Annotated in this window: 25 protein-coding genes and 1 other RNA gene; 16 read left to right on the top strand and 10 right to left on the bottom strand. The window is 46.1% G+C overall.

The annotated features are described in order from the left end of the window. Position 1: 1 nt before the first annotated feature. Positions 2-595, bottom strand: a complete 594-nt coding sequence (locus AC5SV9_RS03120) for a thymidine kinase (RefSeq protein WP_475152838.1) — start codon at positions 593-595, stop codon at positions 2-4. Between the two features lie 139 nt (positions 596-734). Here AC5SV9_RS03120 and AC5SV9_RS03115 point away from each other — a divergent pair, with 139 nt between their 5' ends. From AC5SV9_RS03115 to AC5SV9_RS03105, 3 genes are all read left to right on the top strand, one after another. Continuing rightward, entirely contained in the window at positions 735-1,154 is a 420-nt protein-coding gene (locus tag AC5SV9_RS03115) for an MAPEG family protein (RefSeq protein ID WP_475152840.1), read from the top strand. 3 nt (positions 1,155-1,157) lie between these two features. Next, on the top strand, positions 1,158-1,589 hold the full coding sequence (locus AC5SV9_RS03110; RefSeq protein ID WP_475152843.1) for a YqaA family protein: 432 nt from the start codon (positions 1,158-1,160) through the stop codon (positions 1,587-1,589). Between the two features lie 67 nt (positions 1,590-1,656). Next, positions 1,657-2,046: a DUF2750 domain-containing protein gene (locus AC5SV9_RS03105; protein ID WP_475152844.1), complete on the top strand. Its 390-nt coding sequence runs from the start codon at positions 1,657-1,659 to the stop codon at positions 2,044-2,046. A gap of 163 nt (positions 2,047-2,209) precedes the next feature. On the opposite strand, the gene serA is transcribed toward AC5SV9_RS03105, so the two are convergent. From serA to ssrS, 4 genes are all read right to left on the bottom strand, one after another. After that, complete coding sequence (gene serA / locus AC5SV9_RS03100; RefSeq protein WP_475152845.1) at positions 2,210-3,436, bottom strand: phosphoglycerate dehydrogenase; 1,227 nt, start codon at positions 3,434-3,436, stop codon at positions 2,210-2,212. Positions 3,437-3,519: 83 nt separating this feature from the next. After that, positions 3,520-4,176 (bottom strand): ribose-5-phosphate isomerase RpiA, encoded by a 657-nt coding sequence (gene rpiA / locus AC5SV9_RS03095; RefSeq protein ID WP_475152848.1) that lies wholly within the window; start codon positions 4,174-4,176, stop codon positions 3,520-3,522. A 256-nt stretch (positions 4,177-4,432) separates the two neighbouring features. Then, positions 4,433-5,041 (bottom strand): 5-formyltetrahydrofolate cyclo-ligase, encoded by a 609-nt coding sequence (locus AC5SV9_RS03090; RefSeq protein ID WP_475152849.1) that lies wholly within the window; start codon positions 5,039-5,041, stop codon positions 4,433-4,435. Between the two features lie 47 nt (positions 5,042-5,088). Next, positions 5,089-5,273, bottom strand: a non-coding RNA gene (ssrS, locus tag AC5SV9_RS03085) — 6S RNA. A 195-nt stretch (positions 5,274-5,468) separates the two neighbouring features. Between ssrS and AC5SV9_RS03080 the strand changes: the two genes are divergently transcribed. The 6 genes from AC5SV9_RS03080 (at position 5,469) to gcvP (ending at position 13,159) form a co-directional block, all read left to right on the top strand. Next, a complete protein-coding gene (locus tag AC5SV9_RS03080) occupies positions 5,469-6,050 on the top strand; it encodes a UPF0149 family protein (RefSeq protein ID WP_475152852.1) in 582 nt (193 codons plus the stop codon). Beyond that, on the top strand, positions 6,050-7,234 hold the full coding sequence (ubiH, locus tag AC5SV9_RS03075) for a 2-octaprenyl-6-methoxyphenyl hydroxylase (protein ID WP_475152854.1): 1,185 nt from the start codon (positions 6,050-6,052) through the stop codon (positions 7,232-7,234). The genes AC5SV9_RS03080 and ubiH overlap by 1 nt, the downstream gene beginning before the upstream one ends. After that, on the top strand, positions 7,235-8,458 hold the full coding sequence (locus AC5SV9_RS03070) for an FAD-dependent oxidoreductase (RefSeq protein ID WP_475152855.1): 1,224 nt from the start codon (positions 7,235-7,237) through the stop codon (positions 8,456-8,458). It abuts the gene before it with no gap. Positions 8,459-8,645: 187 nt separating this feature from the next. Next, a complete protein-coding gene (gene gcvT, locus AC5SV9_RS03065; RefSeq protein WP_475152858.1) occupies positions 8,646-9,725 on the top strand; it encodes a glycine cleavage system aminomethyltransferase GcvT in 1,080 nt (359 codons plus the stop codon). Positions 9,726-9,782: 57 nt separating this feature from the next. After that, positions 9,783-10,169 (top strand): glycine cleavage system protein GcvH, encoded by a 387-nt coding sequence (gene gcvH / locus AC5SV9_RS03060; protein ID WP_134053978.1) that lies wholly within the window; start codon positions 9,783-9,785, stop codon positions 10,167-10,169. A 98-nt stretch (positions 10,170-10,267) separates the two neighbouring features. Then, complete coding sequence (gene gcvP / locus AC5SV9_RS03055; protein WP_475152860.1) at positions 10,268-13,159, top strand: aminomethyl-transferring glycine dehydrogenase; 2,892 nt, start codon at positions 10,268-10,270, stop codon at positions 13,157-13,159. A 159-nt stretch (positions 13,160-13,318) separates the two neighbouring features. On the opposite strand, the gene AC5SV9_RS03050 is transcribed toward gcvP, so the two are convergent. The 5 genes from AC5SV9_RS03050 to AC5SV9_RS03030 form a co-directional block, all read right to left on the bottom strand. After that, on the bottom strand, positions 13,319-15,316 hold the full coding sequence (locus tag AC5SV9_RS03050; RefSeq protein ID WP_475152862.1) for a coiled-coil domain-containing protein: 1,998 nt from the start codon (positions 15,314-15,316) through the stop codon (positions 13,319-13,321). Beyond that, positions 15,316-15,774, bottom strand: a complete 459-nt coding sequence (locus AC5SV9_RS03045) for a hypothetical protein (RefSeq protein WP_475152863.1) — start codon at positions 15,772-15,774, stop codon at positions 15,316-15,318. The genes AC5SV9_RS03050 and AC5SV9_RS03045 overlap by 1 nt, the downstream gene beginning before the upstream one ends. Further along, positions 15,767-16,678 (bottom strand): hypothetical protein, encoded by a 912-nt coding sequence (locus tag AC5SV9_RS03040; protein WP_475152864.1) that lies wholly within the window; start codon positions 16,676-16,678, stop codon positions 15,767-15,769. Before AC5SV9_RS03040 ends, AC5SV9_RS03045 begins: the two co-directional genes overlap by 8 nt. A 162-nt stretch (positions 16,679-16,840) precedes the next feature. Further along, complete coding sequence (locus AC5SV9_RS03035; RefSeq protein WP_475152865.1) at positions 16,841-17,776, bottom strand: restriction endonuclease; 936 nt, start codon at positions 17,774-17,776, stop codon at positions 16,841-16,843. 180 nt (positions 17,777-17,956) lie between these two features. Next, on the bottom strand, positions 17,957-18,130 hold the full coding sequence (locus tag AC5SV9_RS03030) for a hypothetical protein (RefSeq protein ID WP_475152867.1): 174 nt from the start codon (positions 18,128-18,130) through the stop codon (positions 17,957-17,959). A 284-nt stretch (positions 18,131-18,414) separates the two neighbouring features. Between AC5SV9_RS03030 and AC5SV9_RS03025 the strand changes: the two genes are divergently transcribed. The 7 genes from AC5SV9_RS03025 to AC5SV9_RS02995 are packed head-to-tail and all read left to right on the top strand — an operon-like array spanning position 18,415 to position 26,313. Then, a complete protein-coding gene (locus AC5SV9_RS03025) occupies positions 18,415-19,329 on the top strand; it encodes a TnsA endonuclease N-terminal domain-containing protein (RefSeq protein WP_475152869.1) in 915 nt (304 codons plus the stop codon). Continuing rightward, a complete protein-coding gene (locus AC5SV9_RS03020; RefSeq protein WP_475152870.1) occupies positions 19,320-21,623 on the top strand; it encodes a TnsB C-terminal domain-containing protein in 2,304 nt (767 codons plus the stop codon). Before AC5SV9_RS03025 ends, AC5SV9_RS03020 begins: the two co-directional genes overlap by 10 nt. Next, positions 21,610-22,896, top strand: a complete 1,287-nt coding sequence (locus AC5SV9_RS03015) for an ATP-binding protein (RefSeq protein WP_475152873.1) — start codon at positions 21,610-21,612, stop codon at positions 22,894-22,896. Before AC5SV9_RS03020 ends, AC5SV9_RS03015 begins: the two co-directional genes overlap by 14 nt. Beyond that, positions 22,886-23,800, top strand: coding sequence for a TniQ family protein (locus tag AC5SV9_RS03010; RefSeq protein ID WP_475152874.1), 915 nt, complete (start codon positions 22,886-22,888; stop codon positions 23,798-23,800). The genes AC5SV9_RS03015 and AC5SV9_RS03010 overlap by 11 nt, the downstream gene beginning before the upstream one ends. A gap of 10 nt (positions 23,801-23,810) precedes the next feature. Continuing rightward, entirely contained in the window at positions 23,811-25,394 is a 1,584-nt protein-coding gene (locus AC5SV9_RS03005) for a TnsD family Tn7-like transposition protein (RefSeq protein ID WP_475152877.1), read from the top strand. Positions 25,395-25,405: 11 nt separating this feature from the next. Further along, complete coding sequence (locus AC5SV9_RS03000; protein ID WP_475152879.1) at positions 25,406-25,624, top strand: hypothetical protein; 219 nt, start codon at positions 25,406-25,408, stop codon at positions 25,622-25,624. Positions 25,625-25,671: 47 nt separating this feature from the next. Beyond that, the gene (locus AC5SV9_RS02995) at positions 25,672-26,313 is read left to right on the top strand and encodes a DUF2971 domain-containing protein (RefSeq protein ID WP_475152880.1); all 642 of its coding nucleotides are present in this window, start codon (positions 25,672-25,674) and stop codon (positions 26,311-26,313) included. Positions 26,314-26,379: the final 66 nt, after the last annotated feature.

The following is a 26,379-nucleotide window of genomic DNA, read 5'->3' as shown; positions in this document are numbered from 1 at the left end:
GCTACTCCGTTTGTTTGTCCTGCCATACCAGCGCTTTAAAATGCGCACGGCACATTGATACATAACTTTCGTTGCCGCCGATCTGTACTTGTGAGCCAGCCGTTGCAGCCTGGCCATTTTCATCCAACCTGACGACAAAGTTCGCTTTACGGCCGCAATGACAAATGGTTTTCAGCTCTATCAGTTTATCGGCCCAGGCCAATAGCGCTTCGCTGCCGCCAAAGGTTTCACCGAGAAAATCAGTGCGCAGGCCAAATGCCAGCACCGGCACTCGTAATTCATCCACCACATCGGTCAGCTGTCGTACCTGCGCTTTAGATAAAAACTGCGCTTCGTCAATCAGTACACAGTCTAACCGGCCTTGTGTTTTGAGCTGTGTAATATGAGCAACAAAATCAAAACCGGGGTCAAATATATGTGCATCCATTGCCAGACCAATACGCGAGCTGACTTTACCTATACCAAACCGGTTATCCAGCGCTGCGGTATAAATGGCCACTGTCATGCCTCTTTCCTGATAGTTATAAGCACTTTGCAGCAAAGAGGTCGATTTACCGGCATTCATTGCCGAGTAGTAAAAATATAATTGCGCCATGGCGTCACCTGATAATAAAGACGACGCAGTATAACAACATCACAAGGCAAAATATAAAGGCCGGATATGACAAAATTAAGACGCTGGCATCTTTTGCTGCACTGCTTTAAGCTTCGCCGGGTTGAATAAGGAGCTGATAATGGAAAAATTTATACTTATACCGGTATTTGTACAGGTGCTGCTAACCAGTGTTGTGATGGTATTGATGGGGCGTCGGCGGATCCGCTCTGCTAAAAATAAAGAAATCAGCATTTCTGCTTTTAAAACCATGAACCTGACCGGTGCGAACGAGCAGGTTATCGCCACCAGCCGCAACTTCGACAATCAGTTCCAAATGCCGATGCTGTATATGTTCAGCGTGCTGTTTACATTGCAATTGGGACTGGCTGATCTGGCTTACGTGGTTTTAGGGTGTCTCTATGTGCTGCTGCGCATTGCTCATACCGTTATTCATACCGGCAGCAATAAAGTGCGGCTACGCTTTAATGTGTTCTTAATCAGCTGCGCCGTGCTATGGGCTATCTGGATCCGGCTGATAATACAGGCGCTTTTGGCGTAAGCGGTGTCGGCCTATCTTTTACTCTTTGTCAGCGGCTTTATCGCCGCTACATTATTTCCGGCCTCCAGTGAGGCGTTATTATTAACCTTACAGGCGAAAGGCTATACCGCTTGGGGCTTGTTTATTGCCGCTACCTGCGGCAACACTTTAGGCGCTTGTGTTAACTGGTATCTGGGAACACGTATAGCACAGTTGCAGCATAAACGCTGGTTTCCGGTTTCGCCTGGTGCACTGGAAAAAGCCCGGCGGCAGTTTCAGCGTTTCGGTGTCTGGAGCTTGTTATTGTCCTGGCTGCCAATAATTGGTGACCCGCTGACACTGGTCGCTGGCGTACTGAAAGTGCGTTTCACGCTGTTTTTACTGCTGGTCACAACCGGAAAAGCATTGCGTTATGCGCTGTTACTGTGGTTTAGCGTAGCAGTATTTGCCGAATAATTATTGGTAAAAGTGCTGCGGATCCGTCATCATTAGCGCAATTAAGACTGAATAACGGGAAGCTACCATGGAATACAAACTCACTGCTGAAGAATTAAACCGTATCACTGCGTTAGATGCAGAACAGCGTTACGCTTACTTTATTCAGGCTGTGGCCGATTTAGAAAAAATCTGGATCCTGACAGATGACGAAGGTTTTGTACTGGTAAGCGCTGAAGATGAGCGTTGCATTCCGGTATGGCCACATGCAGAACTGGCAGAGCAGTGGATAGAGGGCGAATGGTCACACTGTACAGCACAGGCGGTTGACGTAGACACCTGGCTTGATAAATGGACATCTGGCTTAAATGGCGACGAGCTGGCAATTGCGGTGTTGCCGGATACCGATGGCCCGGGCGTAGTGGTACTGCCGGATGAACTGGCCGAGACGCTGATTAACGAAATGCAGGAAGATTAACTGACTAAGAACCAGAATGTTCTAAACTGACCGTTGGAGCCCTGGACGGGCGGAAACGAGCCCCCATGGATGGGTTCACGGCGTGTCAGTGTGAACATTGTGGTTCTAAAGCGATTGACAAAAAGCCCGCAACGCGGGCTTTTTTATTATCTGCAGGCGATGCTTAGTGCAGTACGCGGGCGCGCAGCGTACCGGGTATGGCTCTTAGCTCATTCAGTGCCTGCTCGACATCGTCTGAGTCGATATCAATGACCACATAGCCAATATCAGCATTGGTTTGCAGGTACTGACCGGCAATGTTGATGTTGTGCTTGGCAAATGCATCGTTAATTTTGGTCAGTACGCCTGGCTGGTTCTTGTGGATATGCAGCAAGCGTGAACGGCCTTTGTGCTCAGGCAGGGATACTTCCGGGAAATTAACCGCCGACAGTGTTGAACCGTTGTCACTGTATTTCACCAGTTTGCCGGCCACTTCAAAGCCGATATTTTCCTGCGCTTCCTGAGTTGAACCGCCAATATGCGGTGTCAGGATCACGTTATCAAAGGCACGCAGCGGCGAGATAAACTCTTCATCATTGCCTTTAGGCTCTACCGGGAACACATCTATTGCCGCGCCTGACAGTTTATTGCTTTGTAACGCGCCGGTCAGGGCATCGATATCTACCACGGTACCGCGTGAGGCATTTATTAGAATGCTGCCTTGTTTCATCAGTGCCAGTTCAGCTTCGCCAATCATATTTTGCGTTTGTGGCGTCTCGGGCACATGCAGGCTTATCACATCAGAGGTTTTCAGCAGGGTACCGAAATCTACCTGGGTTGCGTTACCCAACACCAGTTTGTCTTCGATATCATAAAACTGTACCCGCATGCCGATATTCTCGGCCATGATACTAAGCTGAGTGCCGATATGGCCGTAACCGATAATACCCAGTGTTTTGCCGCGGGCTTCAAAAGAGTTATTGGCTGTTTTTTGCCATTCACCGCGATGTGCCGCAGCGTTACGTTGTGGAATACCGCGCAGCAACATAATAATTTGCCCCAGTACCAGCTCAGCAACCGAACGGGTGTTGGAAAACGGCGCATTGAACACCGGAATGGCGCGTTTTAACGCTGCGGTTAAATCAACCTGATTAGTACCGATGCAAAAACAGCCAACGGCGACTAGCTTACCGGCGGCATCCAGTACTTTTTCGGTTAACTGGGTGCGTGAGCGGATACCGATAAAATGCGCGTCCTTGATCCGCTCAATCAGCTCATCTTCCGGCAGCGACGTTTTCAAATATTCGATATTGCTATAGCCCTGGTTTTTAAAGGTTTGCACCGCACTCTGGTGCAAGCCTTCCAGCAGCAGTATTTTGATTTTGTCTTTGGCCAGCGAAAATTTTTCCATGTCACTTCTCTTCAGTAAATTAAAATAAAATCAGATTGATATCGTTATTATTATTGTATTTTCGTGGGCCTCTTAACCCGCTGTTAGCGGATAACCTGGGTACCGCTGGCAGTACCAACCAGTACCATATCAGCGGCGCGGTGGGCAAAAATGCCGTTACACACCACACCAACGATATTATTTATTTGTTGCTCAAGCTGAAAAGGGTCGGTAATGGCAAGCTGATGTACATCTAAGATCACATTACCATTATCGGTGGTCACGCCCTGGCGTAATACCGGCTTACCGCCTAATTTACTCAGTTGCCTTGCAACATGGCTCGCTGCCATCGGAATAACTTCTACCGGCAGAGGAAATTTACCCAGTACCCCAACCTGTTTAGTGCTATCCACAATGCAAATAAACTTTTCTGCCACGGCCGCGACTATTTTCTCGCGTGTCAGCGCCGCACCGCCGCCTTTAATCATATGCTTTTGTGCGTTAATTTCGTCGGCACCATCCACATATACGCTGAAACTGTCGATGTCATTAAGGTCCAGCACCGCTATGCCAAGCGCTTTTAGCCTGATGGTTGACTGCTCCGAGCTTGATACTGCGCCTTTTATCTCGGTTTTAATACTGGCCAGTGCATCGATAAAATGATTCACCGTTGAGCCGGTGCCAACGCCAACCACAGTGTGGCGGGGAATATACTCCAGCGCTGCCCAGGCAGCATTTTTTTTCATTTCATCTTGGGTCATTACAGGTCCGCAGTCATTTAGCCATACAGATGGATATTATATCGAAAGACCCTGCTGACAAAAGGGTAAAAACGGAAAAAGGCGAAAACAGTTTTTGCCGATGTTGCGGTTCGTCTGCGCCGGCCAAAGAAGGAGGCCAGAAACCCGATCTGGTCGTCACAGAGTGTCTGAGCCCTGCCGTAGGCAGTAAGGCGAGTTGCTGTGGCGAGCCAGAGCGGGTATTGTGGCCGGATTTTTAAAACCTAAGCGCTGAGTTTCAGCTAAACACCCAATGTTTTGCCGGCGTAATAATCCGCTGTAGCGGCACATCCCAGCTATCGGTCGGTACTGCATCAACCTGCTGGCAGCTATGCGCCAGTCCGATAACCTGACTTAGGCTTTTTGCTGGTAGCTGTGACAAAGTGCGATCGTAAAAACCGCCACCCATGCCAAGGCGATTACCTTTTAGATCAAACGCCACTAAAGGCGAAAAAATAATATCCAGCTGGTCCACCGGCAGCAGCCGGTGGCATTCTGCTAACGGCTCGGGAATGCCAAAGCGGTTAGGGTACAGCAATGTGTCTTGGTCATAGCGCACAAACAGCAGGTAGCCGGCGGCAAAAGGGTGCAGTACTGGCAGGTACAGTTGTTTACCCTGCTGCCACAGTGTTTGTATTAGTGGGAAAGTGTCCAGCTCGCTATCGTTGGCCAGATATAAAGCAATATGCTGGCTGCTGCTAAGCGCTGGTAAGGCTAAAGCCTGGCTGACTAAATTACTGGCAGCCTGTTGTTGCTGTTCAGGGCTAAGCTGCTGGCGCCTTTGGCGGATAAGTTTGCGTAATTGCAGACGCTGGTTTTGATTATCGGGCACGGCGGTGAAACACATTTACAGATGCATAGTTGCAGTATGCCTCAATGGCAACAGAATGAAAGGGGTTCTCCAGATTGCCGTGTCTGGTGTTAGCCCTTGAACCATAGGTTCAAGGCGGGAGTCAGATGACCACCTCAGGCTTCCCGGTACGGGCCGGGCTTGCACACTGGTGGTGCAGAAGAATCCCTTGGTAAAAACAATTATCGGCTCAGGGACATCCACCTGATCACCAACAACCCAGAGAACTGAGCTGAGTATAACACTGCTACCATCACCTTATAAGGTAATTCATCGCAGTTTTGCCTGCATTGGTGCTAGTTGCATGGTTTTGCAGCAACTTTTGTTTACACTTTATGCCGTTGCTAAAACTGTGGCAGGAAAGTTGGCGCTTTGAAGCAGCAGTGGTAGCATAAAGGCAGTTAACAACAGCACGAATAGTTATATGAGCAGCCCATTTTTACTGACATACGATGAGTGGATGTACAAGCTGGATCAGGCTTATGTTATGGCGTCTGCCGCTGAAGTTCACGGTTTGGTTGCCGGGTTACTCAGTGCCGGTGTCGAGCCTGAACCTAAACTGCTGCTGCCGGTGTTGCAGGATTTTCTTAATGATGGCCAGGAACTTAACCAGGAGGTTAAGCAGCATGTTGTCAGCTTAATTGAGCAGACGGCGAAAGAGCTGGCCAAAAATGACTTTAGCTTCAGTATGTTGCTACCAAGCGACGATGACAGCCTGCCGGAGCGGCTGGATGCAATGGTGGAGTGGACCCAGGCATTTTTAGTCGGTTTTGCTGTGCAGCAAACAGATTTATCGCTGGTATCTGATGATGTACGCGAAGCACTGGATCAGTTGACGGAAGTGACCCGGATAGATATTCACACCACTGATGATGGCAGCGCGGAAGAAAACGACGAAGCATATTTTCTGGTGCTGGAACATATCCGCATTATGGTACTGGCCTGCTACACCGAGGTGGGGCAGAAATTCAGTGCCAAAACGGTTAGTAACAAGACGTTACATTAATGAAAGACAAGACCACTGAATTATTTGACCTGATTATCGCCGGTGGGGGTATGGCTGGCAGTACACTGGCCCATGCACTGTTACAGGCAAAGCCTGATCTGAAACTTGCTATTGTTGAACAGCAGCAAGAGCAGGTAAGTAGCGTAAGCTTTGACAGCCGAAGCATTGCTTTAGCAGCAGCCAGTGTTGATTTGTTGCGTCAGTGGGGCTTGTGGCAACAGCTTGAAAAACATGCCTGTGCCATTGAAACTATCAACGTTTCTGATCGCGGTCATTTTGGTAAAACCCGACTGACGGCGCAGGAATACCAACAGGATGCTCTGGGGTATGTGCTTGAAGTAGAGCACCTTGGTGCTGTCCTAAGCGACAAACTTACTGGCCAGGGCGGCCTTAGCCGCTTCGCACCCGCCACGATAAGCGAGATTACGCCGCAACGGGAGCAGCAGAATATTCAATTGTCTGACGGGCGTCAGCTGGCTTGTAAACTGTTGGTCATTGCCGAAGGAGGCTTATCTGCCAGCCGAACCTTGGCTGGATTTAACACAGCAGAAAAGCCGTATCAGCAGCATGCTGTTATTGCCAACCTGGCGCTACCACAAAACCATCAGCATACCGCCTGGGAGCGTTTTACCGAGCATGGCCCGATAGCTTTACTACCGTTACCAGGCAAGCGGTATTCACTGGTGTATACGGTTGCAGATGAGATGGTACAGCAGGTATTGCAACTGGATGATGCCGCTTTTACTGCGCATATTCAGCAGGCTTTTGGTTATCGTGCCGGTATATTCAGCACTGCCGGTAAACGGGCATGCTACCCACTGAGTTTACGCCTGAGTACTGATGTAGTACGCCACCGTGTGGCGTTGCTGGGTAACAGTTTGCACAGTGTGCATCCGATAGCCGGGCAGGGTTTTAACCTGGCTATGCGCGACATTGCCGAACTGGTGACTCAGATAACCGCAACACCTTCAGATATAGGTGGCTACGCCATGTTAAAGTGCTATCAGCAGGCAAGACAGCGTGATATCGCAGTAGTGAGTACCGCTACCGATGCCCTGGTACGACTGTTTTCCAACCGTTCCCGCACCTTAGCACTGGCCCGCAATGCTGGTTTACTGGCCATGACGTTATGTGATGAATTAAAGCGGCCTTTGGCCGAACAGGCTATGGGGTATCGCAGTTAAATGCACAATAACGATATTACGATTGTTGGCGCGGGTAGCGCCGGGCTGACACTGGCGCTGTTACTGGCACCGGCGGGCCTGAAAATTACTGTGCTGGAACGGGGAGACGCGCCGACACAGCAGCAGGTTACGCATCAACGTGTCAGTGCGCTTAATCTGGCATCAAAGCGGGTGCTTGAGCATGTCGGCGCCTGGCCGGCAATAGCGGCAACTGCTGCTATGTATGATCAGATGCAAGTGTGGGATGCAGACAGTTTTGGCAGTATTACGTTTAGTGCAGAGCAAGAGCGGTTAGCTCAGCTGGGCTGGATTTGTGACAACGAGCAAATCCGCGTGGCGCTGTATAAGCAGCTACAACAGCATAGTAATGTCGAACTGTTATTTAACTGCACTATCAACAGTATGGTGCAAAGTGAACGTGATGTGCTGATCAATATTAATCAGCAACAGTTGTTATTAAGCCGCCTGTTAGTCGGCGCCGATGGCGTGAATTCAATGGTACGCCGGCAAATGCAGCTGCCACTGGCGCACTGGGATTATGAACATCAGGCAATAGTGGCAACAATCCGCACTCAATTACCGCACCAGGCAACGGCGCGACAGGTATTTTTACCAACCGGACCGCTGGCGCTGTTGCCACTGCCGGATCCACAGCTGTGCTCTATTGTCTGGAGTTGCAACCCCGAGCGTGCTGCAGAGCTTTTGGGCATGGACGAAACGGCGTTTAATCAGGCGCTGACTGCTGCCAGCAACAGTGTACTTGGTGTTTTGGCCCGGCAAACACAGCCACAAGCATTTGCGCTTAAAATGCGTTATGCCAGCGATTGGGCCAGTGGTCGTGCTGTACTGGTGGCTGACGCCGCACACAGCATACATCCGCTGGCCGGGCAGGGGATGAATTTAGGCCTGATGGACGTAGCTTCATTAGCAGAACTAATCAGTGAGGCTGTCGCCGATAATCAGGACTTTAGCGAAACCCGTCTGCTGCGGCGCTATGAGCGCTGGCGCAAGGCTGAAGCACAGACACTGATTGCTGCAATGGAAGCTTTTAAGCGGGGTTTCAGTAATAAACAACCGTTACTTAAGCTGGTAAGAGCTGTTGGTATGAATGGCGTAAATCAGATCCCGTGGCTTAAAAGTAAGATCATCGCTGCAGCCCTTGGTAATAATGGCGACTTGCCTAAACTCGCTCAGCCATTGCTAAAAACCCAGCAGCGCGCCTGAGTTAGTTTTTTTAGTAATAGCAACTGTCGCATTACAAAAACTAATTAATCAGGGGCTGTTTGCCGTCACATGCTTGCGTTATAATCCGGTCGCCTTTTTATCCGCTTTAACTGTATGGATATTACTATTGTCCGGCAGTCGCGTTTAATAAAACGTAAGCGGGCCTTACTATAAGCAGGACATAACAATGGCTAATCAAACTGCGTTACATGGCAAACACCTCGAAGCCGGTGCCAAAATGGTCGACTTCTTCGGCTGGGATATGCCCATCAATTACGGCTCTCAAATTGAAGAACATCACGCTGTGCGTCGCGACGCTGGCATGTTTGACGTTTCTCACATGACAATTGTTGATTTACACGGCAGCCGTACCCGCGAATTCTTACGCTATTTACTGGCTAACGATGTGGCTAAATTAACCACGCCGGGCAAAGCACTTTACAGCGGCATGCTAAACGAAGCCGGCGGCGTAATTGATGATTTAATTGTGTATTTCCTGCAGGAAGATTTCTTCCGTCTGGTGGTGAACTCCGCCACCCGCGAAAAAGACTTAGCACACATCAATGCCCAGGCGAAAGCCTTTGACGTTAGCGTAACCGAGCGCCCTGAGTTTGCGATGATCGCGGTACAGGGCCCGAATGCAAAAGCTAAAGTTGCTACTTTATTAACGCCGGAGCAGCAAGCCGCTGTAGCGGGCATGAAGCCATTTTTTGGCACTCAGGCCGGTAATTTATTTATCGCGACCACAGGTTACACCGGTGAAGATGGCTATGAAATTGCGCTGCCAAATGAGCAGGCCGCAGATTTCTGGCAAAAACTGCTGGAAGCCGGTGTGGCACCGGCAGGTTTAGGCGCCCGCGATACGTTGCGCCTGGAAGCCGGTATGAATTTATATGGCCAGGATATGGATGAAACCGTATCGCCACTGGCGGCTAATATGGGCTGGACTATTGCCTGGGCACCGGAAGAGCGTAATTTTATCGGCCGCAAAGCGCTTGAGCAGCATAAAACGCAAGGCACCCACAAACTGGTTGGCCTGGTGATGGAAGCTAAGGGTGTGTTGCGTCATGGCCAGCGCGTAGTAGTAGAAGGCGGCGAGGGCGAAATTACCTCTGGCACGTTTTCGCCAACGCTAGGCTTTAGTATTGCGATGGCTCGGGTGCCGGCTACGGCAGGCGACACGGCAGAAGTTGATATTCGCGGTAAGATGGTGCCGGTAAAAGTGGTTAAACCTGCGTTTGTGCGCATGGGTAAAAAAGTCATCTAAACTGTCACTATTAAGCACTAACTAGATTAATTAAAAATACCAGCTAAGGATTAAACAATGAGCTCAATTCCTAAAGGTTTAAAATATGCCAGCAGCCACGAGTGGGCACGTGACGACGGTAACGGTATTTACACTGTAGGTATCACTGAACACGCGCAGGGCCTGTTAGGCGATATGGTGTTTGTTGAGTTACCGGAAGTCGGCGACAGCGTGACGCAGGGCGATGACTGCGCAGTAGCTGAGTCGGTTAAAGCTGCATCTGATATCTATGCACCGCTGTCTGGCGAAATAGTAGAAGTTAACGATGCGCTGGCTGATTCACCAGAGCTGGTAAACAGCAGCCCGTACGAAGATGGCTGGATGTTTAAAATTAAAGTATCTGACGACGCTGAGCTGTCAGCGCTGCTAGATGCAGAAGGCTATAAAAACTCGATTGACGAGTAAATAAAGCGCAGTACGCCATTTAAGCCCCGTGCCAAATACTAAAAGCCACGGGGCTTAACTTTAGTAACAACCAAAACCATTACCAGGACATTCCAGGCATGACCAACTCCGCTGTGAAAACCCTGTCGCAACTTGCGAACCACGACGAATTTATTCAGCGCCATATCGGCCCGGACGCAGCAGAAACCGCTGCCATGTTAAGCGAGCTGGGTGTAGACAGCGTTGAAGCGCTGATCGCTCAAACCGTACCGGCTGATATCCGGTTGAAAACCCCGTTGGCGACCGGCCCGGCAATGACTGAAGCCGATGCACTGGCAAAGCTAAAGCAGGCTGCCAGCAAGAACAAGATGTTCAAGTCTTACATTGGTATGGGCTATCACCCGACGTTAACGCCGAATGTGATCCTGCGTAATGTGCTGGAAAACCCGGGCTGGTACACGGCTTATACACCTTACCAGCCGGAAATTGCGCAAGGCCGTCTGGAATCACTGCTGAACTTCCAGCAACTGACGCTGGACTTAACCGGCATGGAACTGGCCAGCGCTTCTTTGCTGGATGAAGCAACAGCCGCTGCCGAAGCAATGGCACTGGCCAAGCGCGTGACAAAGAGCAAGTCTAACCTGTACTTTATTAGCGACGACGTGCACCCGCAAACTGTCGACGTGGTGAAAACCCGTGCTGAAATGTTTGGTTTTGACGTAGTGGTAGGTAAAGCTGCTGATGCTGTAAACCAGGATGTGTTTGGCGCTCTGATCCAGTATCCGGCGACCAACGGCGATGTACGTAATGACAGCGAGCTGATTGCCCAGTTACAAGCGAAAAAGGCGATTGTTGCAGTGGCAACAGACCCAATGGCGCTGATGTTGTTGAAAGCACCAGGCCAGTTAGGGGCTGATGTGGTGTTAGGCAGCGCCCAGCGTTTTGGTGTACCTATGGCGTACGGCGGCCCGCATGCAGCATTTTTTGCTACCCGCGACGCGTACAAGCGTTCTATGCCGGGCCGTATTATCGGCGTATCAAAAGACCGCCGTGGTAATCAGGCGCTGCGTATGGCAATGCAAACCCGCGAGCAGCATATCCGCCGCGAAAAAGCCAACTCTAACATTTGTACGGCACAGGTTCTGCTGGCTAATATGGCCTCATTCTATGCGGTATATCATGGCCCACAGGGGCTTAAAAATATCGCCCAGCGTATTCACCGCAGTACCGATATTTTTGCCGCCGGTTTAAAAGCTAAAGCCGTTAGCATTGTTAATGCCCATTGGTTCGATACCATTACCTTTAAAGTTGCAGACCGCGCTGGTGTTATCAGCCGCGCGCTGGCAGCAGGTGTAAACCTGCGTACCGACGTAGCAGACAGCTTAGCGGTGAGCTTTAACGAAGCCACCAGTAGCAGCGATATTGCCGAGTTGTTTGATATCGTACTGGGTGCAAACCACGGCTTAAGCGTTGAGCAGCTGGACAACAACATTGTTGCAGAGGGCAGCAAGTCGATTCCGGCTGATTTACTGCGTAACGACAGCGTATTGGGCCACCCGGTATTTAACCAGTATCACAGTGAGACTGAGATGCTGCGTTATATCAAAAAGCTGGAAAACAAAGACTTGTCACTGAACCACTCGATGATTTCGTTAGGTTCATGCACCATGAAGCTAAACGCCACAGCCGAGATGATCCCGGTAACCTGGCCGGAATTTGGCTCCTTGCACCCGTTCGTGCCACGCGATCAGGCTGAAGGTTACTACGAGATGATCACCGAGCTTGGCAACTGGCTGGTGAATATCACCGGTTACGACAATATCTCTATGCAGCCTAACTCAGGTGCACAGGGTGAGTATGCCGGTATGGTGGCAATTCGTAAGTACCATGAAAGCCGTGGCGAAGGTCACCGCAATATCTGTTTAATTCCGGTATCAGCGCACGGTACTAACCCGGCCACTGCTGCGATGACCAGCTACGACGTGGTATTGGTTGAGTGTGACAAGCGCGGCAATATCGACATGAACGATTTAAAAGCCAAAGCAGCCGAAGTCGGCGATCGTTTAGCCGCCATCATGGTAACTTACCCATCTACCCACGGTGTGTTTGAAGAAAGTATCCGTGAGCTGTGCGACATTATTCACAGCTACGGCGGCCAGGTGTATATGGACGGCGCCAACATGAATGCTCAGGTAGGCTTAACTGCTCCTGGCTTTATCGGCTCAGACGTATCGCACTTAAACCTGCACAAAACCTTCTGTATTCCACACGGCGGTGGCGGCCCGGGCATGGGCCCAATCGGCGTGAAAAGCCATTTAGCCCCGTTCTTGCCTAACCACACTGTGGTTAGTATCGACGGTACCGGCAGCGATAACGGCGCCGTATCTGCCGCACCGTTTGGCAGTGCTGGTATTTTGCCAATCAGTTGGATGTACATTGCCATGATGGGCGGTGAAGGCTTAAAACAAGCTACTGAATACGCCATCCTGAACGCAAACTACATGGCGAAAAAACTCGACCCGCTGTTCCCGGTACTATACCGTGGCACCAATGGCCGGGTTGCGCACGAATGTATTATCGACATCCGCCCGTTAAAAGAAGCCAGCGGCATTACCGAAATGGATATCGCCAAGCGTTTAATGGACTTTGGTTATCACTCACCCACCATGAGCTTCCCGGTTGCCGGCACGCTGATGATTGAGCCGACTGAATCTGAAAGCAAAGCTGAGCTGGATAAGTTTATCGAAGCCATGACCACCATCCGCGCTGAAATCGGCAAAGTTGAAGCTGGTGAGTGGACGGTAGATAACAACCCGCTGGCGTATGCCCCTCATACGATGGAAGATATCTTCGACCCGGCATGGGATCGTGCTTACGAGCGTCAGTACGCCGCTTTCCCGGCAAAGTTTGTTGCAGAAAACAAATTCTGGCCAACGGTAACCCGTATCGATGACGTATACGGCGATCGTAACCTGATCTGTTCATGCCCAAGCCCGGAAGCGTATCGCTAGGCGTTTAGCTGTTGATGTTTGTAGTTAATAAGATGCTTAATGGCTTTAAATAAGATGTTTAGAGTTAATAAGATGTTTAACTGAGAGCCAAAGCCCGCCTTTAAGGTGGGCTTTTTTCATCTTGACCTGTATGCCTCAATTTAGTCGTAGTCCTTTCAGCTAACTATCATCTTCAAGCTTTAAGATATAATCGTCAAAGCAAAGTAAATTAACCTCTTCGTTTTTGCAGGCTTCTTCTAGCTCCGACTTATTTATACTTGTAGCAAAAATAACTTGTCCTTTGTATTCGCGTGCTTCAGCAGCCTTCTGAATAAGGTTAGAGAAACTTAGAGAACTTGCTTCATGCTGTCTAGGCTCATCAAATACTACAAACCCTCCATGAAGTACATCATCAGATTTCCCGGCTAGCTGAAGTAATGCGAGAGTATAAGCCCAAATTATGCGGATATAATCGCTTGCAGAAGTTTCGGCGACTATGTTATAGCCTTCTTGCTCAGGCCTTAGTGTTTGTTGAGAGATATTAATCTGATTTATTGATGCGCCTGAAAAGTTAAATGCGATCAAGTTATCTTTAACTAAGGATGATAAGTTCGTGAGAATCTTGGCTCCATTAGCATTCCTTGAATCTTCACGTAATTTTTTCAATGATGCATTTGCTGTAGTCCAACCAGAGTGAATCCTAAATGCTTGTTCTTTTAATTCGTGTAATGCACTCTCGATTTTTTGAGCTTCCCTTAGGGCTATATCCGTCTCTATCTTTTCTCTTAAGAGAGATTTTGTATCACCATCGATATCATTTAGGTCTTTTCGTAAGTCATTTAGAGTATTCTCGCCTTCTTTTAGTCTCACAGCTATCAGTTTGCTCTTAGACCGTAAATTTTCCAACGTTTCAATATTACGTACTTTTATACTCACATAGAAGTCTAACTGACTCTTTAAGAAATCAATATTTTCTTCTAAGGTCATAGGTTCCGCTTTTACATTTCTGTTCCCAAGGGTATCGTATAATTCAGACTCACAAATAGGGCACGTTTCTGTTTCTAATTCAGAATCAATTGAACTTCCGACTGTTTTTAAACGACGAAGTTGCTGATATTTATCGAGTTCATTACTTAACGATGCGGCCTTCACATCAACATCTGCGATTGAAAGCATCACTGCTTCAATCTTAGAGTTAACATCATCTGATTCTCGCCGTAACTGGCGAACTACAGCTTGCTGAGCGTTTAACTTCTCGCTATCTGGTCGAACAGCATCGATTTGCTGTGAAAGGCTTTCGTTCAGTGAAATCAAAGCTTTCTTTTTTTCAGAAACCGTCAAGGTCGCTTTACCAACCTGATACATAAACTGAATATCGTAAGTATCTTTAAAGTTCTTGAGGTCGGGAATTCGCTTTAAAATAATAGAATTAAAATCAGCGATCCCTTCTGCAGCATTAATCATTTGCTGCCATTCCCTTTCTAAAGAATCGACACGATTCTTTAGTACAGTGATTTTCTTTTCATACTCAAAGGTATCTATACCTAAGCAAAATTCAATCGCGGATTTTTTGACGTTTTTAATACCATAACTAGTCGGAATGTTAGCTTGGATCTCAGACCAACCTCTTTTTTGCTCAATGAAAAAAAGAGGAAATATACACTCAATATATAGCTTTGACTCATGGCCCTCGTAGGTAACGACATTGGGCAAATCCCAACCTAGGAAATTTGCAAGCCAGCGATGGAATCCGCGTTCGCTTTTAGCAGAGCCTACGTTGCCAGAAGATCCGAGAAAGTAATCCCTAGAAAGATTATTTTGCACTATCGTTACTTTGTTATCGTCACCAAGGACATCTCTAGTTATCTTAACTGACTCATCCTTACTATTTGTCGCCGTAATTGAGATATATGATGATTTTACAGAAGCGCTTACTTCGTCATCTTTACTCTTATAAATCTCTTCATAAAGGGACTTTGGAAATGGCCGTTTACTTTTAGGACCTAGAATAGCTTCTAAACCTAGACCGTATGCTATTGCGTTTATGCATGTCGATTTTCCAGAAGAGTTTTCTGCTCGAATAAGATTCAGCCCGTCTTTAAAGGGGATATCAACCGAAAAAATGCCTTTATTCGTATTGGCAGCAATTCTAAGATTGTTAATTGTCATACCAAGCATCAAATAAGCCCCTCTGTAATAGCCTTTACTTTTTTGTCAGTGAGCTTTTTTCCTACTTCTTCAAGAAATAATATTTCATTGCTCATGATGTCATTTTCTATAAGAAGTCGGTTTAGCTCCGAACCAGCTTCTGTAATAAACAGCCTGCTTGAATCAAGGCGTATCATACCTTTCGCTAAAGCAAACTCGATGGCCTTGTAGGTTGCTGTGTCGGTCGAAACAAGAGGAATATTCATAGATCGCTCATTCAAAAAATTTTCGTACTCCTCCCAACGTCCTTTTCTGATTAACATCCAAACTAGTAAATTTGCCTTCTTAATACTCAGGTAACCTTTATCTCCTCCCACTTTAGCAATGGCTGCAATCAACAAACTAATTCGCCAAAGTGGTCGCATCTCGATTGGGACTGAGTAAGGTTTATTAGTTACTACTGGTTTAGTTCTTGCGTTTTCATTCATTAACAAAATCCATATAGCACTCCGCTATCCATTTCGAAAGGTATCCATATGACAAGGGCTGGCTGCTTCGATCTGATAGTAAATTTTTGTACTTAACAAAAGCCTCATCATTACTATCAACTATTTTTCTTATAAAATCTCTGTCAATATTGGTCTCTAATGTAGAGTCGTCTTGCATTTTTTCCAATTGAGCTCGTGCGCTACCCTCTATCCTATCGTATAAGTCAGGGTGGTCATCTCGCAGCTGATCGAGAAATTTATTTATTTGGATATATTTTGTGACAATGCGATCTTGAAAGCTTTCTGAATTACCTTTGAATAGAGCGCTAGATTTTCTCTCTATATTATTTGAAAAATCACTGTTGGCTTGTTTCCAAGTCTCTCTATCAAATTCACTAACTTCAGCTATTGGTATGTCGATTAACTTTAAATAAACGTTTTTTGCGTATAGTTGTGCGTCAGGGAAACTGTCTGCGGTCTCTATTTTTACTTTGAATTTTTCTTTATCGATGAAGCATATATCCTTTGCCACCGTTTCATTCTTTTTTTTGTTGCAATATGCGATGAGACTCTTCGATCTGTTTCTCGGTGTAAGTAACACCCATTGCTTTATTATCATGCCATCCAGCATTTGTGCAATTTCAGTTTCATACTCTTTGAGTTTATTCAGATCTTTATTAATTTTCCCCTGAATCTTTTTCTTATAGCTGGGCATATCAGCCAACGGATCAGGGTAATAGCATTGATAAATGGTTCCATCTGCAGCGTAAAACTCTATTCCGTAATCACCGCCATCATCGTCGGGAACGACCCAAAAATAGGGCTGCCCGTAATGATAACGTAGCATCACCTCGCAGAGTTTCTCCCACTCTTTGTCTGTCATCCTGTCCGTAAATGAACTCATTTTTACTTGCCTTTAAAACTTCTTTCATAATCCTTAAGAAAAAATAAAACCAAGTATTTCTACTTCGATTTGCCTTTTTCTTGTTTGATTGAAAACTACGAGCGATAAGGCGATTATAGTCTTCAACTTAAAGTAGTTATTATTATCTAATGAAGTTGCATTTTAGCTATCAAAATACTCTTCGTCGATTTTCTTCAAGTGCAAGACCTGTTCATCCCTGCACCCTATGTTGTATCGCAACATAAGCTTGGCCAGTTCGTTGCCATCAATAAGTACTATTCGTGTACCTAAATTTTTTGCGGTTTGAATGGCTGATCCTGTAAAAGTAGAAGTGGTTATAAAAATTCCCTTTTGTGCCTTCTTCAAATTCAGTGCACCAAAAAAATCACGAATATTGCCTGCACTTACATTGTTTCCTTCAGCATAGCGTTTTGCCTGAATATAAATTTGGTCTACGCCTAGTGGGTCTTGATCAATCACACCGTCTATTCCGTTATCGCCTGTTTTACCTAAAGCGTGAGCTGCGCCCTCTCCGGTCCCACCATAGCCCATGGCTAAGAGTAGCTCGATCAAGAGATCTTCAAAAAAGGCAGGGGTAACATCGCGTGTACGATTTAAAAGTTCAGTGGCGAGTGCTTCATTGATTGTCTTGTACGCTTCCCGTAGCGCTTCGTCGGGGGTGATTTCGTTAGTGCTCGACGCGAAGCTCCGTTCGGTTCCAGTTTGTTCTGGTGGATCGTTAGACTCATTCTTATGCTCTTTGAAAGCAATAAACTCGTCAAACTGTTTTAGATAGTCATTATTGATGCTTTCATTGGTTTCTAGAAGTGCTTTAGCGCCTCGTGCGGTAATAACAAAATGTGCTCGCTTAGTTGCCTTCAACAACCCCGCTTTAGTGAGGTAAGTTCTTGCCCATCCAACTCTGTTATCGAGAATGCTTTGTCGTCCGCTAGGCAGTGTCTCACTGCGCTCTTTTTCCGTGAGATCGAACCTATCGGCCAGCTCATTGATAATATCACGGAGCTTAACTTCTTGACCATTTTGCTCTTGGACGATCTCTAACATTGGTCGCATGAATTGCTGGTAATTGGGGATCATTCCTTGTCCTTGTGATCTGTTTTTTGCTCACAGGTCATCAGCTTTGCGCTAAATACAGTTAGTTAGCAGCGAGATTTATAATTTTTATAGCTCCAAGTTAAAGGATTGCCGCGCAAGTGACAATACCCTCGGCGCGAGTTTAGTACGTTAAGCGACTGCTCTTGAGTTTGGTAACGGAACTCATTCAAGATAATTCTTCTGTGAGGATTCTCCATCACTTCCAGTTTTACTTTGGTCCTGAGTCTCATCATCGTCGAGTGCTTTGGTGAACGCCAGAAATGCCTCTCGGCTCGGCTTTTTAAAGGCATGTAGAAAGGCTTCAAACCAAATTAATTTGTCTTCTGTTACTTTCATTTGTGAATCAATCATAACCATATGAAAAGTATAATTTTTTATTTAATCGGTTGCTGGTGTGAGGGAGTTTAGCCCTTCACCAATATGTAGAAATCCTTTTTACTAAGTCATTGTTTTAAGTCATTAAAAAAGGTCGCTATATTTACTTTCGATTGCTTTTTTGTTACTATAAGTGGCTGATATTATTGGTTTTATCAATAATATTTTAAGTTGAAGTCTGCTATCTTCTTTAGGTTCTGTCAAATATCAACGCTTGTTGAGTTTGATGTATTGGAGAGATAGCTATGAACACCACAACGACAGGTGGGTTGCTGAAGCGAGGGCTGAAACAGCCTGAACTTACAGACCTAACCTACAAGCACATTAAAGAGCACATCGATAAACAAATACTTATCGGTGGGCATGTCCCATTTAAAAGTGCACGTCAATTTTCATCTATTGGGCTGGCGACGAGCGAGCAGTTGTCAATTTCCGAGCAACGTCACGAGTACTTTTCGGAGCTAGAACGCAAGTTTGGGCTGGTTTTGGCATTTATGTCTAATGTCTCAAACGTAAAGACACAAGTTCCCATATTAGACGTTCAAACGACTATTGATATTGCGTCGGAGCTTAACGTCATGCACCCAAGATATGAGCCACGAACAAATGTTTCGGAGGCAAACTCTGGCTTTCAAGCAGCGGTTATGACAACTGACTTTTTATTTGATTACGTCGTGACAGCGACAGGTGAAGTGATATTTTTTGCGGTCTCAATTAAGTATAAGGGCGATGTAATTTGCTCTCACGGTAATGATCGTGTAATTCAAAGAACTCACGACAAGTTCGAAATTGAAAAACGATATTGGGAGCAAGTTCAAGGGCGAAAATACCTCGTAATCACTTCTGAGCATTGGGTGTTCAACAAGCATCTGATCGAAAATTTATCCGTTGCTCGGGTACATCGCCAAATGGAGATTCCCCCAACGCTAAAAACGTCTCTGCTTGTTGAGTTTCATGAGGCACTACGACATGACCGTATAGTGCGCCCGCGTTTAATCGACTTAGTTCATCAGATATCACAGAAAACAAACCTTTCAACAGATCGGTTGTATGCCGTTTTTTGGCACTTTGTGTGGACGAAGAGAATTAAACTGGATTTATTTAGGCCAATTAATAACGGCGAATATCTTTTCATCGGGGAAGAATTTGCATGGGCCTAGTTATTCAAGATTCTCCTCGACAGGCCGCTGAAGCCGAAGATTCAGGTCTACCTATTACCAGCTTAGATGACCTTAGCGTGAACTGTCTTATTATTGGTAAAGGCATGACTTTTACCGTGGTCCAGATCTACCCTAATCAGGGTCAGCTAGCAGTCTCGTTACACAAGAAGCGTCCAACCAAACCCGTAATAATCAACTTTGCAGAAGGTATTGAAGGTTTAGATTGGGTTAACTTCAGGCGCAAGCCTAATCAATTCAGCCTGCAAGACTGGTTTCTCAGAGCTAATGAGAAATCTTGGGAGATAGCAGAAGAGCGTTATGAGGCGGTTAAGCCAATTATTGGTTCACGGGAACAAGGCATGGAGTCTCAAGTGGAGGCCTATATACGGGGCTACCTCTCAACTGAATTCATTGAGCTAGTGGCTGCTGCTGCCCCAACCCAGAAGAGTAAGCAAAATAGTAAATCAGCCAGAGTTAGGGCTGAGTCTAAAAAGCCCGGTGTCAGCATCCAGTCTATATATGCATGGCTTAACAGACTATTGGCTTACGGTGGTGGTAAAGCAAGTTTATTACCTAACTATAGTGTTTGCGGTAAATCTAGAACATTGCCTGAGGATCACGAACGTGCTCTTCAAAGACAGCGAGAACGTGGCGGCAGGTATGTTGGACGGCGTATCCGTAAAGAGTTGCAGCATCTAGTCTATCGTCGCGACACCAATCAGCAAGACATCTTAAGGCTTGATACTTTCTTAGCTCGCTCATTGAAAGACTGTGAAGATTACAAGACCACCTCCGTGCACGCCCATTACACAGTGGAGTATTGTTATGACGAGTCTGATTGTCTTGGGCTTGATAAGCCGATTAGCTACTTAAATCTTTCAAAGTACATGACATATAATCAGTTCAGGCACCATTACAATAGACGTGTTGATCATAACTATCTTGCACAGCTTAAAACGAGTGTAAAGCAAGCTCATAATGATCGCTCAAGGAAGTTGGGAACGGCACAACAAAGCGCCATCGGTCCGTCTGACTTGTACGAGATAGACTCGACAACACTAAATATTTACGTTGTATCTCGCGTCTTGTTGAAGAACCTGAAAATTACGACTAAGCCGTTGGGAAGACCTTACTTGTACTTTATTGTGGACGTATATAGCGGAATGGTCATGGGATACTGTATTACCTTTCGCCGCAATGCTATGGCGGCTAAGCGAGCACTTTATAACGCATTTACTAACAAGGTAGAGCATTGTGCAAAGTTCGGTATACAAATTTCTCAGGAAGAATGGCCGTGCCACCATGTATGCCTGAGATTGATTTGTGACCGAGGCGGCGAATATTACAAAGGTCTATTTTCGGACGCATTGGAGGCAGATTTAGGTTGGGAGGGGATATCGTACACCCCAGCGTATTTAAGCCGAGGTAAGGGAACGGTTGAAGTCAATTTTAATGCCGTGGATGGTCTTTTAATACAAAGACTACCCGGCAGGGTGAAGCCGAACCCAGCAAAAGATGCTGTACACCCTTCCAATTTCGCGCGGATGAACTTGACCGAGCTAAACCAGCTAATCATCAAAGCAATATTAATTTTTAACCGCTCTCGCATGAATTTAAATCGCTTGAATAGTTTCGATATCGAGTGTGATACCACTGCTACTCCTCTGAATATTTGGAATCAGCATATCGGGCAGAAAATGGGGGGAGGGGTTATAAAGCCCAGAGAGCAGGTTCAATATGCGATGCTGCATCGTGGTGACGCTAAAGTTGCGAGGGACGAAGTTACGTTGCGAACAGAAAGTTATAGCTTGACTTATCGCACTGATGATAGAGCTTTCCAACAGCTACAAGAAAAGCTTCGCGATGAGAAAGCCAACTTTCAGCTTTCTGTAAGATATAACCCTGATGATCCCCGATATATATGGTCTGCTGTGCCAGATCTTGACGGGAAAATAGTCAGGTTTGAGCTGACCTCAGAAGATCGTCGCTTTGATAATCTGCACGAAAAAGAAATCGAGAATCGCGTGCTGTATGAGACAGCTATTCGGGCTGTAGCTAAACAGCACAAAGAATTCGAACAAGTTGATATGTATAGCGAAGTACTCAAAGTACTAGAAACTAACAAGGCAGCGAAATCGAGAAAGCCCACTCGCAAAGGTATAGCAAAGGATCTTGATGAAAACTTCTCGGACGCTGCGGTTACGGAGACCGTCAGAGAGTCCAGCCTGATTAAGTCACTATTCGAAACGGCGGCCTTACCTCAAGTTACGGGAGGAGCCAATGCCCAGTATTAAATCAGAATCTGAAGACTTCTTGTTCGATGGGAACCCATTTGTCTCAAGGTTGAACGAGTACAGCCTTAACGAGGAACAGTTGTGTGAATCCTTAAATACACCCGTTGAGCAGTTAGAGGAACTAGATGGCAAGCCCAATTGGTATAGAGAAGCGTTATTAGAAAAGGGGTTCTTTAAGCTTCCCCCTCACGGATATGCACTGTATACCAGAATTATGCAACTTATTCGAATGGGCTACATTAACAGAAACCCTGCTACTGATGATTACGATAAATATTTGCATACAGCAGGGCTAGAGGCTCCGATGCCAGAGTCGCTCAAAGATTCGGGCACTGCGATGCTCTATCGTGGGCAATCTGGAATGGGTAAAACAAAGCTCATAAACCTCTTATTAACCGCTGTACCGAGCGTGATTGATCATGAGCCATCTAAAGAGACTGGGTTCCGAGCACTGAAGCAAGTTCTTTGGATAAAAATTGATATGGAGGTTTTGGGTACTCGGGCAGGCTTGTTTGCAGCAATTGCTGAAGAGTTAGATCGGTTGCTTGGTAATCGATTCGCTCCCAGAGTCAATAAGCAGCCCACCTTGACTTTAAAGCGCCTAGCGTTGATTAAGTATTGCAGAATGGCTTGTCTGGGACTGCTGGTTATTGATGATGCGCAGTGGGCACTAAAACAACATAGCGCGACAGATGACAAGAAAGTATCCAATGCCTTTATCGAGCAACTATTCAATCAGCTCGGTGTCCCTATGGTTTTTGTTATTACGCCAGAGCAAGACATACTCAAAAACTCACATCGAACGACAACTCGACGCATTAGCCATAATGGCAATTATGAGGAGCCTCCTTACCAAGTAGATGATACCTTTTGGCAAGGACTGGTTAGGGTCTATTTTACAAAGTTTTTGTCCTTGCCTGATTCGTCTATGGGAAAGGAGTTTTTTCAGTGTGTTCATTATTATACTGAAGGAAACCTTAGTAATTTGAAACGAATTGTTGCCGATTTTCTGCAAAAGGGGCGTCCCAATCGTGCATCACTTTTTCAATCTATCGATGTGGCTTATCGAAACACAAAGGATCAACTCGAAGGACTAAAAATTCCTTTCGCTGCACCAATTGCGCAGGAGGCTTCTCAAACAGCTCCAGACAGGACTCAGGCTAATAAGACAAGTAAGCCTGCACGGGTTTTAACCGACCAGCAAAAATCATTGCTTGAGCATGCTAAGGAGGCTATGAAGCAGCATGGAAGCGGAGGGGCAAATGGTCGATAATTCAATTCCACACATTTTGGAAATGTACCCGTTGCGGGCTGGTGAGTACTTGCCTGCTTATGTAGCTCGATTACTCACGTTTGCTAACTTTATTTCCCCGCAGGAACTGTTTAGCTATTTTGGTTCGGCTGTTCCGAAAACTTCAGATGGCTTCCTACCGCGATGGGCGCTTCTGATGGCTAACTCATCGTTACTCAACAAAGATTGTAATGCAGTAATCAATGAGCATTTAGGGGGGAGTTTCTGGCGACCATTTATTGGCAAAGATGGGTTCGATCTTCATACAAAGCACCAGCTCAATGGCAAAGGAACGATGCGAGTTTTATTCGCAGGCGAAAAGCCGCTGACCAAGTTTGCCCCTCTTAAATACTGTGCGAGGTGCCGTGATGAGGAGATAAACCGACTAGGTTTTTGTATTTGGCAAAGTCATCACCAATTGGCGACGGTTTTTACGTGTCAGAAACACGGTGACGTACTGCACCACAAACAATCAAAGTACCTTCCTATTCCTGATGGCAAATCGACCGAGGCTTTTGAACAGACTGGAGGAATTCAGCCTGCGATCACAACATTCCATCGCTGGCTGGAATTTGAGTCCAATCTGATTGCAAAGTCTGAGTGCCGACATGGACATGGAATGCTAGCCATCTTTCGCAGTGTTTTCCTTGAAAGTTCATTTTTTGAGGGAGCAACGTCGCCTGCGGGTAAAAGATTAACCGCTCAATGGTCAAAAGCGCTGAAGCAATACTTATCCCTACTGTTTCCGCATCAACGTGATGAGATCTGGTGCCAACTTCAAGCGGAGAAAGTAAGTGTGAAGTCGATAATGGATATATCGAAGCCTGTACATCCTTTGCTTCTGCTCCTGTTCAAAACTTTTTATATGTTCCAGTATAGAGCGTGAGGGAAGAGCAATGAGTACGACGTTGAATACACCGCGAATCCAGCCTGATGAAACGTTGTACTCGTATATTGCTCGCTGCCAGTTTCTGTGGGGAGTTACCGATCACAGGAGTACATCACTTGATTGGTTTGGCAAACAGGGTGTGTGTATTGACCAGTGTATTCCAACGCATGTAAAAGCTATTTCAAGGCACATTCTGTGCGAATGTTCTTCGTTACTTTTAAACCATACAGCCTATCCATTGCATCAGATTTTTAATTGTCGTCATGAGGCGCTGAAGCAGGTAATGCTTGATGATTACAGTCCGAGTATTGCTAACCTATCTTGCGTATCACATTTAGCCGAGGCAAAGCTTAACATTGCAAAATATTGCCCTATTTGCCGCGATGAAGATATGGAACTGCTCGGTGTGGCATATTGGCACTTACCACATCAGATAACGGGCGTGAAGGCTTGTTGGAAGCACCGATGTTTACTGAACGAGCAGTCTTATAATTCTCGGCGCTATGTTTTGCCGGAAGATAAGGCAGCAAGCAAAACGATGCCAGTCAATTGGGCAAGGGCAGAGCAGTCAGATTTCGCCGCGTATATACACAGTCTGCTCTGTAGTTACGAATCACATAGCAAAGCCTGTGAACAAAAAGTAAGAGACCTACTTGTGCTTAAAGGGTTCGTGACAGCGTATGACCGAATTCGTATGAAGCATGTGTTGAGAATAGTGAAAAAACTTGAGAGTGCCTTGGGGCTTCCTAGTGTCCTCAACCAAGGAAGCGTCCGATCACTCGCAAATAGTCCTCATTTGAGCATTCACCCCATCAAGCCAATCATTCTACGTTTCGCTCTAGAACAACTGCCAAGTACTTCACCAGTCATGCTGTGCGCGTTACCAGAGCGAGAAATAACAGATGATACAGCAGAGCAGACAGAGGCGCTCTTACGCACTTACAAATTTAGTATGCGAGAGATTAGCCGACGAATGAAGGTAAGCGTGGGGTTTATCAAGCAGCTCGCAAAACGCGAGGGGATAGCAGTTGATGAACGAAGAAAGTTTATTACCGCTGAGATGCAGAGACACATCATAGATAGTGCTATTGCTGGAATCGATAGGAAGGTTATAGCTTCGCGATTCGCTGTTTCAACAGGTGCTGTGGAGCAACTGATTCAATCTGTGAAGGCACTGTCAACTTGGCGTCAATATCTTCGAATCCTGACCAAGCGCAATGAGGCCCGTAAGCGACTGGAAAGAGCCGTCGAGTTGCATCCAACGTTATCGAGAACAGAAATACGAAAGCTCATTCCTCAAGAGTATGCGCTGCTCTATAAATACGACAGAGAGTGGCTTTTCGTTACCTTACCAGCAAACGCTAAGCGTCAATATCAAGGTTATAAGCAATGGTTGAGTCGTGACCAAGTATTGCTTCCAAAATTGAAGGAAGAAATGCGTCGAAGTCTTCGCATGCAAGGCATATTGCCATCACTAAAACACATTGACCACGTCCTCGGTGGCCGAGGTTGGTTCACAAGTTCAATTGAGAAGATGCCACTTTGTTGGCGATACTACAGACGGGTGCGGGCAAAGCTACCGCAAAAATAGGAGATTACGAGATGCCACAAAAAGACGAGACAACAATCAAAATTGCAATTGACAGTTATTTGATAAAATCAGCGGAAGCATACCTTGAGAAGCTGCCAAAGACGCCCTCTGAGGTAATTGAGCAGTGGACATACTTAGGTATGGCGGTTGCCAAGCAGCTGACCGAGCAGGAGCAGTTGATATTAATGTCTGGAACGGGCAAATTGTGTATTAAAGAATCGGATACGTAAAAAACTCACCAACATGTCGGCAACTCGGCTCATTAGGTAAGGGTGCCATGCTTTTATACTATTTTACTTGCGCTAAATACGGGCTAGAGAACCTAAAGAATCGAAGATTAAAGATATCAGATTTCTCTAGTGTCAATGACCCTTTTGAGCTGCTAGGAGTCCAGTTAGGGGATAAATCTGTTAGACACACTCTTACATTTCAAAAGAATAAATTTTCAAAATCGACTGGGTTGGTGTGTTTTTCTGAAGATAAATACAACCCAGTTCAGTGGGCAAATTATGCTGATAAGCACCATGGACTATGTCTTGGGTTTGAAGTCCCCGAGAAACTTGTTCGGAAGGTTGAATACATATCGGAGCGTTTACATAAAAACACTTTAGATAAGCCTCATGGTAAGGAAAAATTGCTCATCACTAAATTTGATCACTGGAAGTATGAAAAAGAGCGCAGGCTCTTAATTCAGCTTTCAGGCCATACTAAGGATAGCGATGGTTTGCGATTCAAATCGTTTGATGAAACCCTCTCTCTGAGAGAAGTCTATATTGGGTACAAGTCATTACTGAAATACGAAGACATTGCTTTAGCATACACTAGTGGTGACGACAGTGTTATTGTGAAATGTACTCGGCCAGCTTTCCGAGATTTTCGAATCGTATGGGACCAAAGTAAAAAAAGCATGCGCATATAAAAGGTTTACGTTGTGAATCATAAAAATGGGCTTTAAAGCTTATAAAAAGAAAGGAGTCTATGGCTG

This window comes from Rheinheimera sp. ATLC3 (assembly GCF_059429535.1).
The sequence above is the reverse complement of the archived record's forward strand: the minus strand, read 5'-3'. Positions and strand labels throughout refer to the sequence as shown.

Bases quoted from the DNA above. Each gene is read 5' to 3' on its own strand.
- AC5SV9_RS03050 (WP_475152862.1), bottom strand. From the start codon at position 15,316: ATGCTTGGTATGACAATTAACAATCTTAGAATTGCTGCCAATACGAAT.
- AC5SV9_RS02995 (WP_475152880.1), top strand. From the start codon at position 25,672: ATGCTTTTATACTATTTTACTTGCGCTAAATACGGGCTAGAGAACCTA.
- AC5SV9_RS03115 (WP_475152840.1), top strand. From the start codon at position 735: ATGGAAAAATTTATACTTATACCGGTATTTGTACAGGTGCTGCTAACC.
- AC5SV9_RS03105 (WP_475152844.1), top strand. From the start codon at position 1,657: ATGGAATACAAACTCACTGCTGAAGAATTAAACCGTATCACTGCGTTA.
- AC5SV9_RS03040 (WP_475152864.1), bottom strand. From the start codon at position 16,678: ATGAGTTCATTTACGGACAGGATGACAGACAAAGAGTGGGAGAAACTC.
- AC5SV9_RS03015 (WP_475152873.1), top strand. From the start codon at position 21,610: ATGCCCAGTATTAAATCAGAATCTGAAGACTTCTTGTTCGATGGGAAC.
- AC5SV9_RS03070 (WP_475152855.1), top strand. From the start codon at position 7,235: ATGCACAATAACGATATTACGATTGTTGGCGCGGGTAGCGCCGGGCTG.
- AC5SV9_RS03010 (WP_475152874.1), top strand. From the start codon at position 22,886: ATGGTCGATAATTCAATTCCACACATTTTGGAAATGTACCCGTTGCGG.
- ubiH (WP_475152854.1), top strand. From the start codon at position 6,050: ATGAAAGACAAGACCACTGAATTATTTGACCTGATTATCGCCGGTGGG.
- AC5SV9_RS03030 (WP_475152867.1), bottom strand. From the start codon at position 18,130: ATGAAAGTAACAGAAGACAAATTAATTTGGTTTGAAGCCTTTCTACAT.
- gcvT (WP_475152858.1), top strand. From the start codon at position 8,646: ATGGCTAATCAAACTGCGTTACATGGCAAACACCTCGAAGCCGGTGCC.
- AC5SV9_RS03020 (WP_475152870.1), top strand. From the start codon at position 19,320: ATGGGCCTAGTTATTCAAGATTCTCCTCGACAGGCCGCTGAAGCCGAA.
- rpiA (WP_475152848.1), bottom strand. From the start codon at position 4,176: ATGACCCAAGATGAAATGAAAAAAAATGCTGCCTGGGCAGCGCTGGAG.
- gcvH (WP_134053978.1), top strand. From the start codon at position 9,783: ATGAGCTCAATTCCTAAAGGTTTAAAATATGCCAGCAGCCACGAGTGG.
- AC5SV9_RS03090 (WP_475152849.1), bottom strand. From the start codon at position 5,041: ATGTGTTTCACCGCCGTGCCCGATAATCAAAACCAGCGTCTGCAATTA.
- AC5SV9_RS03045 (WP_475152863.1), bottom strand. From the start codon at position 15,774: ATGAATGAAAACGCAAGAACTAAACCAGTAGTAACTAATAAACCTTAC.
- AC5SV9_RS03080 (WP_475152852.1), top strand. From the start codon at position 5,469: ATGAGCAGCCCATTTTTACTGACATACGATGAGTGGATGTACAAGCTG.
- serA (WP_475152845.1), bottom strand. From the start codon at position 3,436: ATGGAAAAATTTTCGCTGGCCAAAGACAAAATCAAAATACTGCTGCTG.
- AC5SV9_RS03025 (WP_475152869.1), top strand. From the start codon at position 18,415: ATGAACACCACAACGACAGGTGGGTTGCTGAAGCGAGGGCTGAAACAG.
- gcvP (WP_475152860.1), top strand. From the start codon at position 10,268: ATGACCAACTCCGCTGTGAAAACCCTGTCGCAACTTGCGAACCACGAC.
- AC5SV9_RS03035 (WP_475152865.1), bottom strand. From the start codon at position 17,776: ATGATCCCCAATTACCAGCAATTCATGCGACCAATGTTAGAGATCGTC.
- AC5SV9_RS03005 (WP_475152877.1), top strand. From the start codon at position 23,811: ATGAGTACGACGTTGAATACACCGCGAATCCAGCCTGATGAAACGTTG.
- AC5SV9_RS03000 (WP_475152879.1), top strand. From the start codon at position 25,406: ATGCCACAAAAAGACGAGACAACAATCAAAATTGCAATTGACAGTTAT.
- AC5SV9_RS03120 (WP_475152838.1), bottom strand. From the start codon at position 595: ATGGCGCAATTATATTTTTACTACTCGGCAATGAATGCCGGTAAATCG.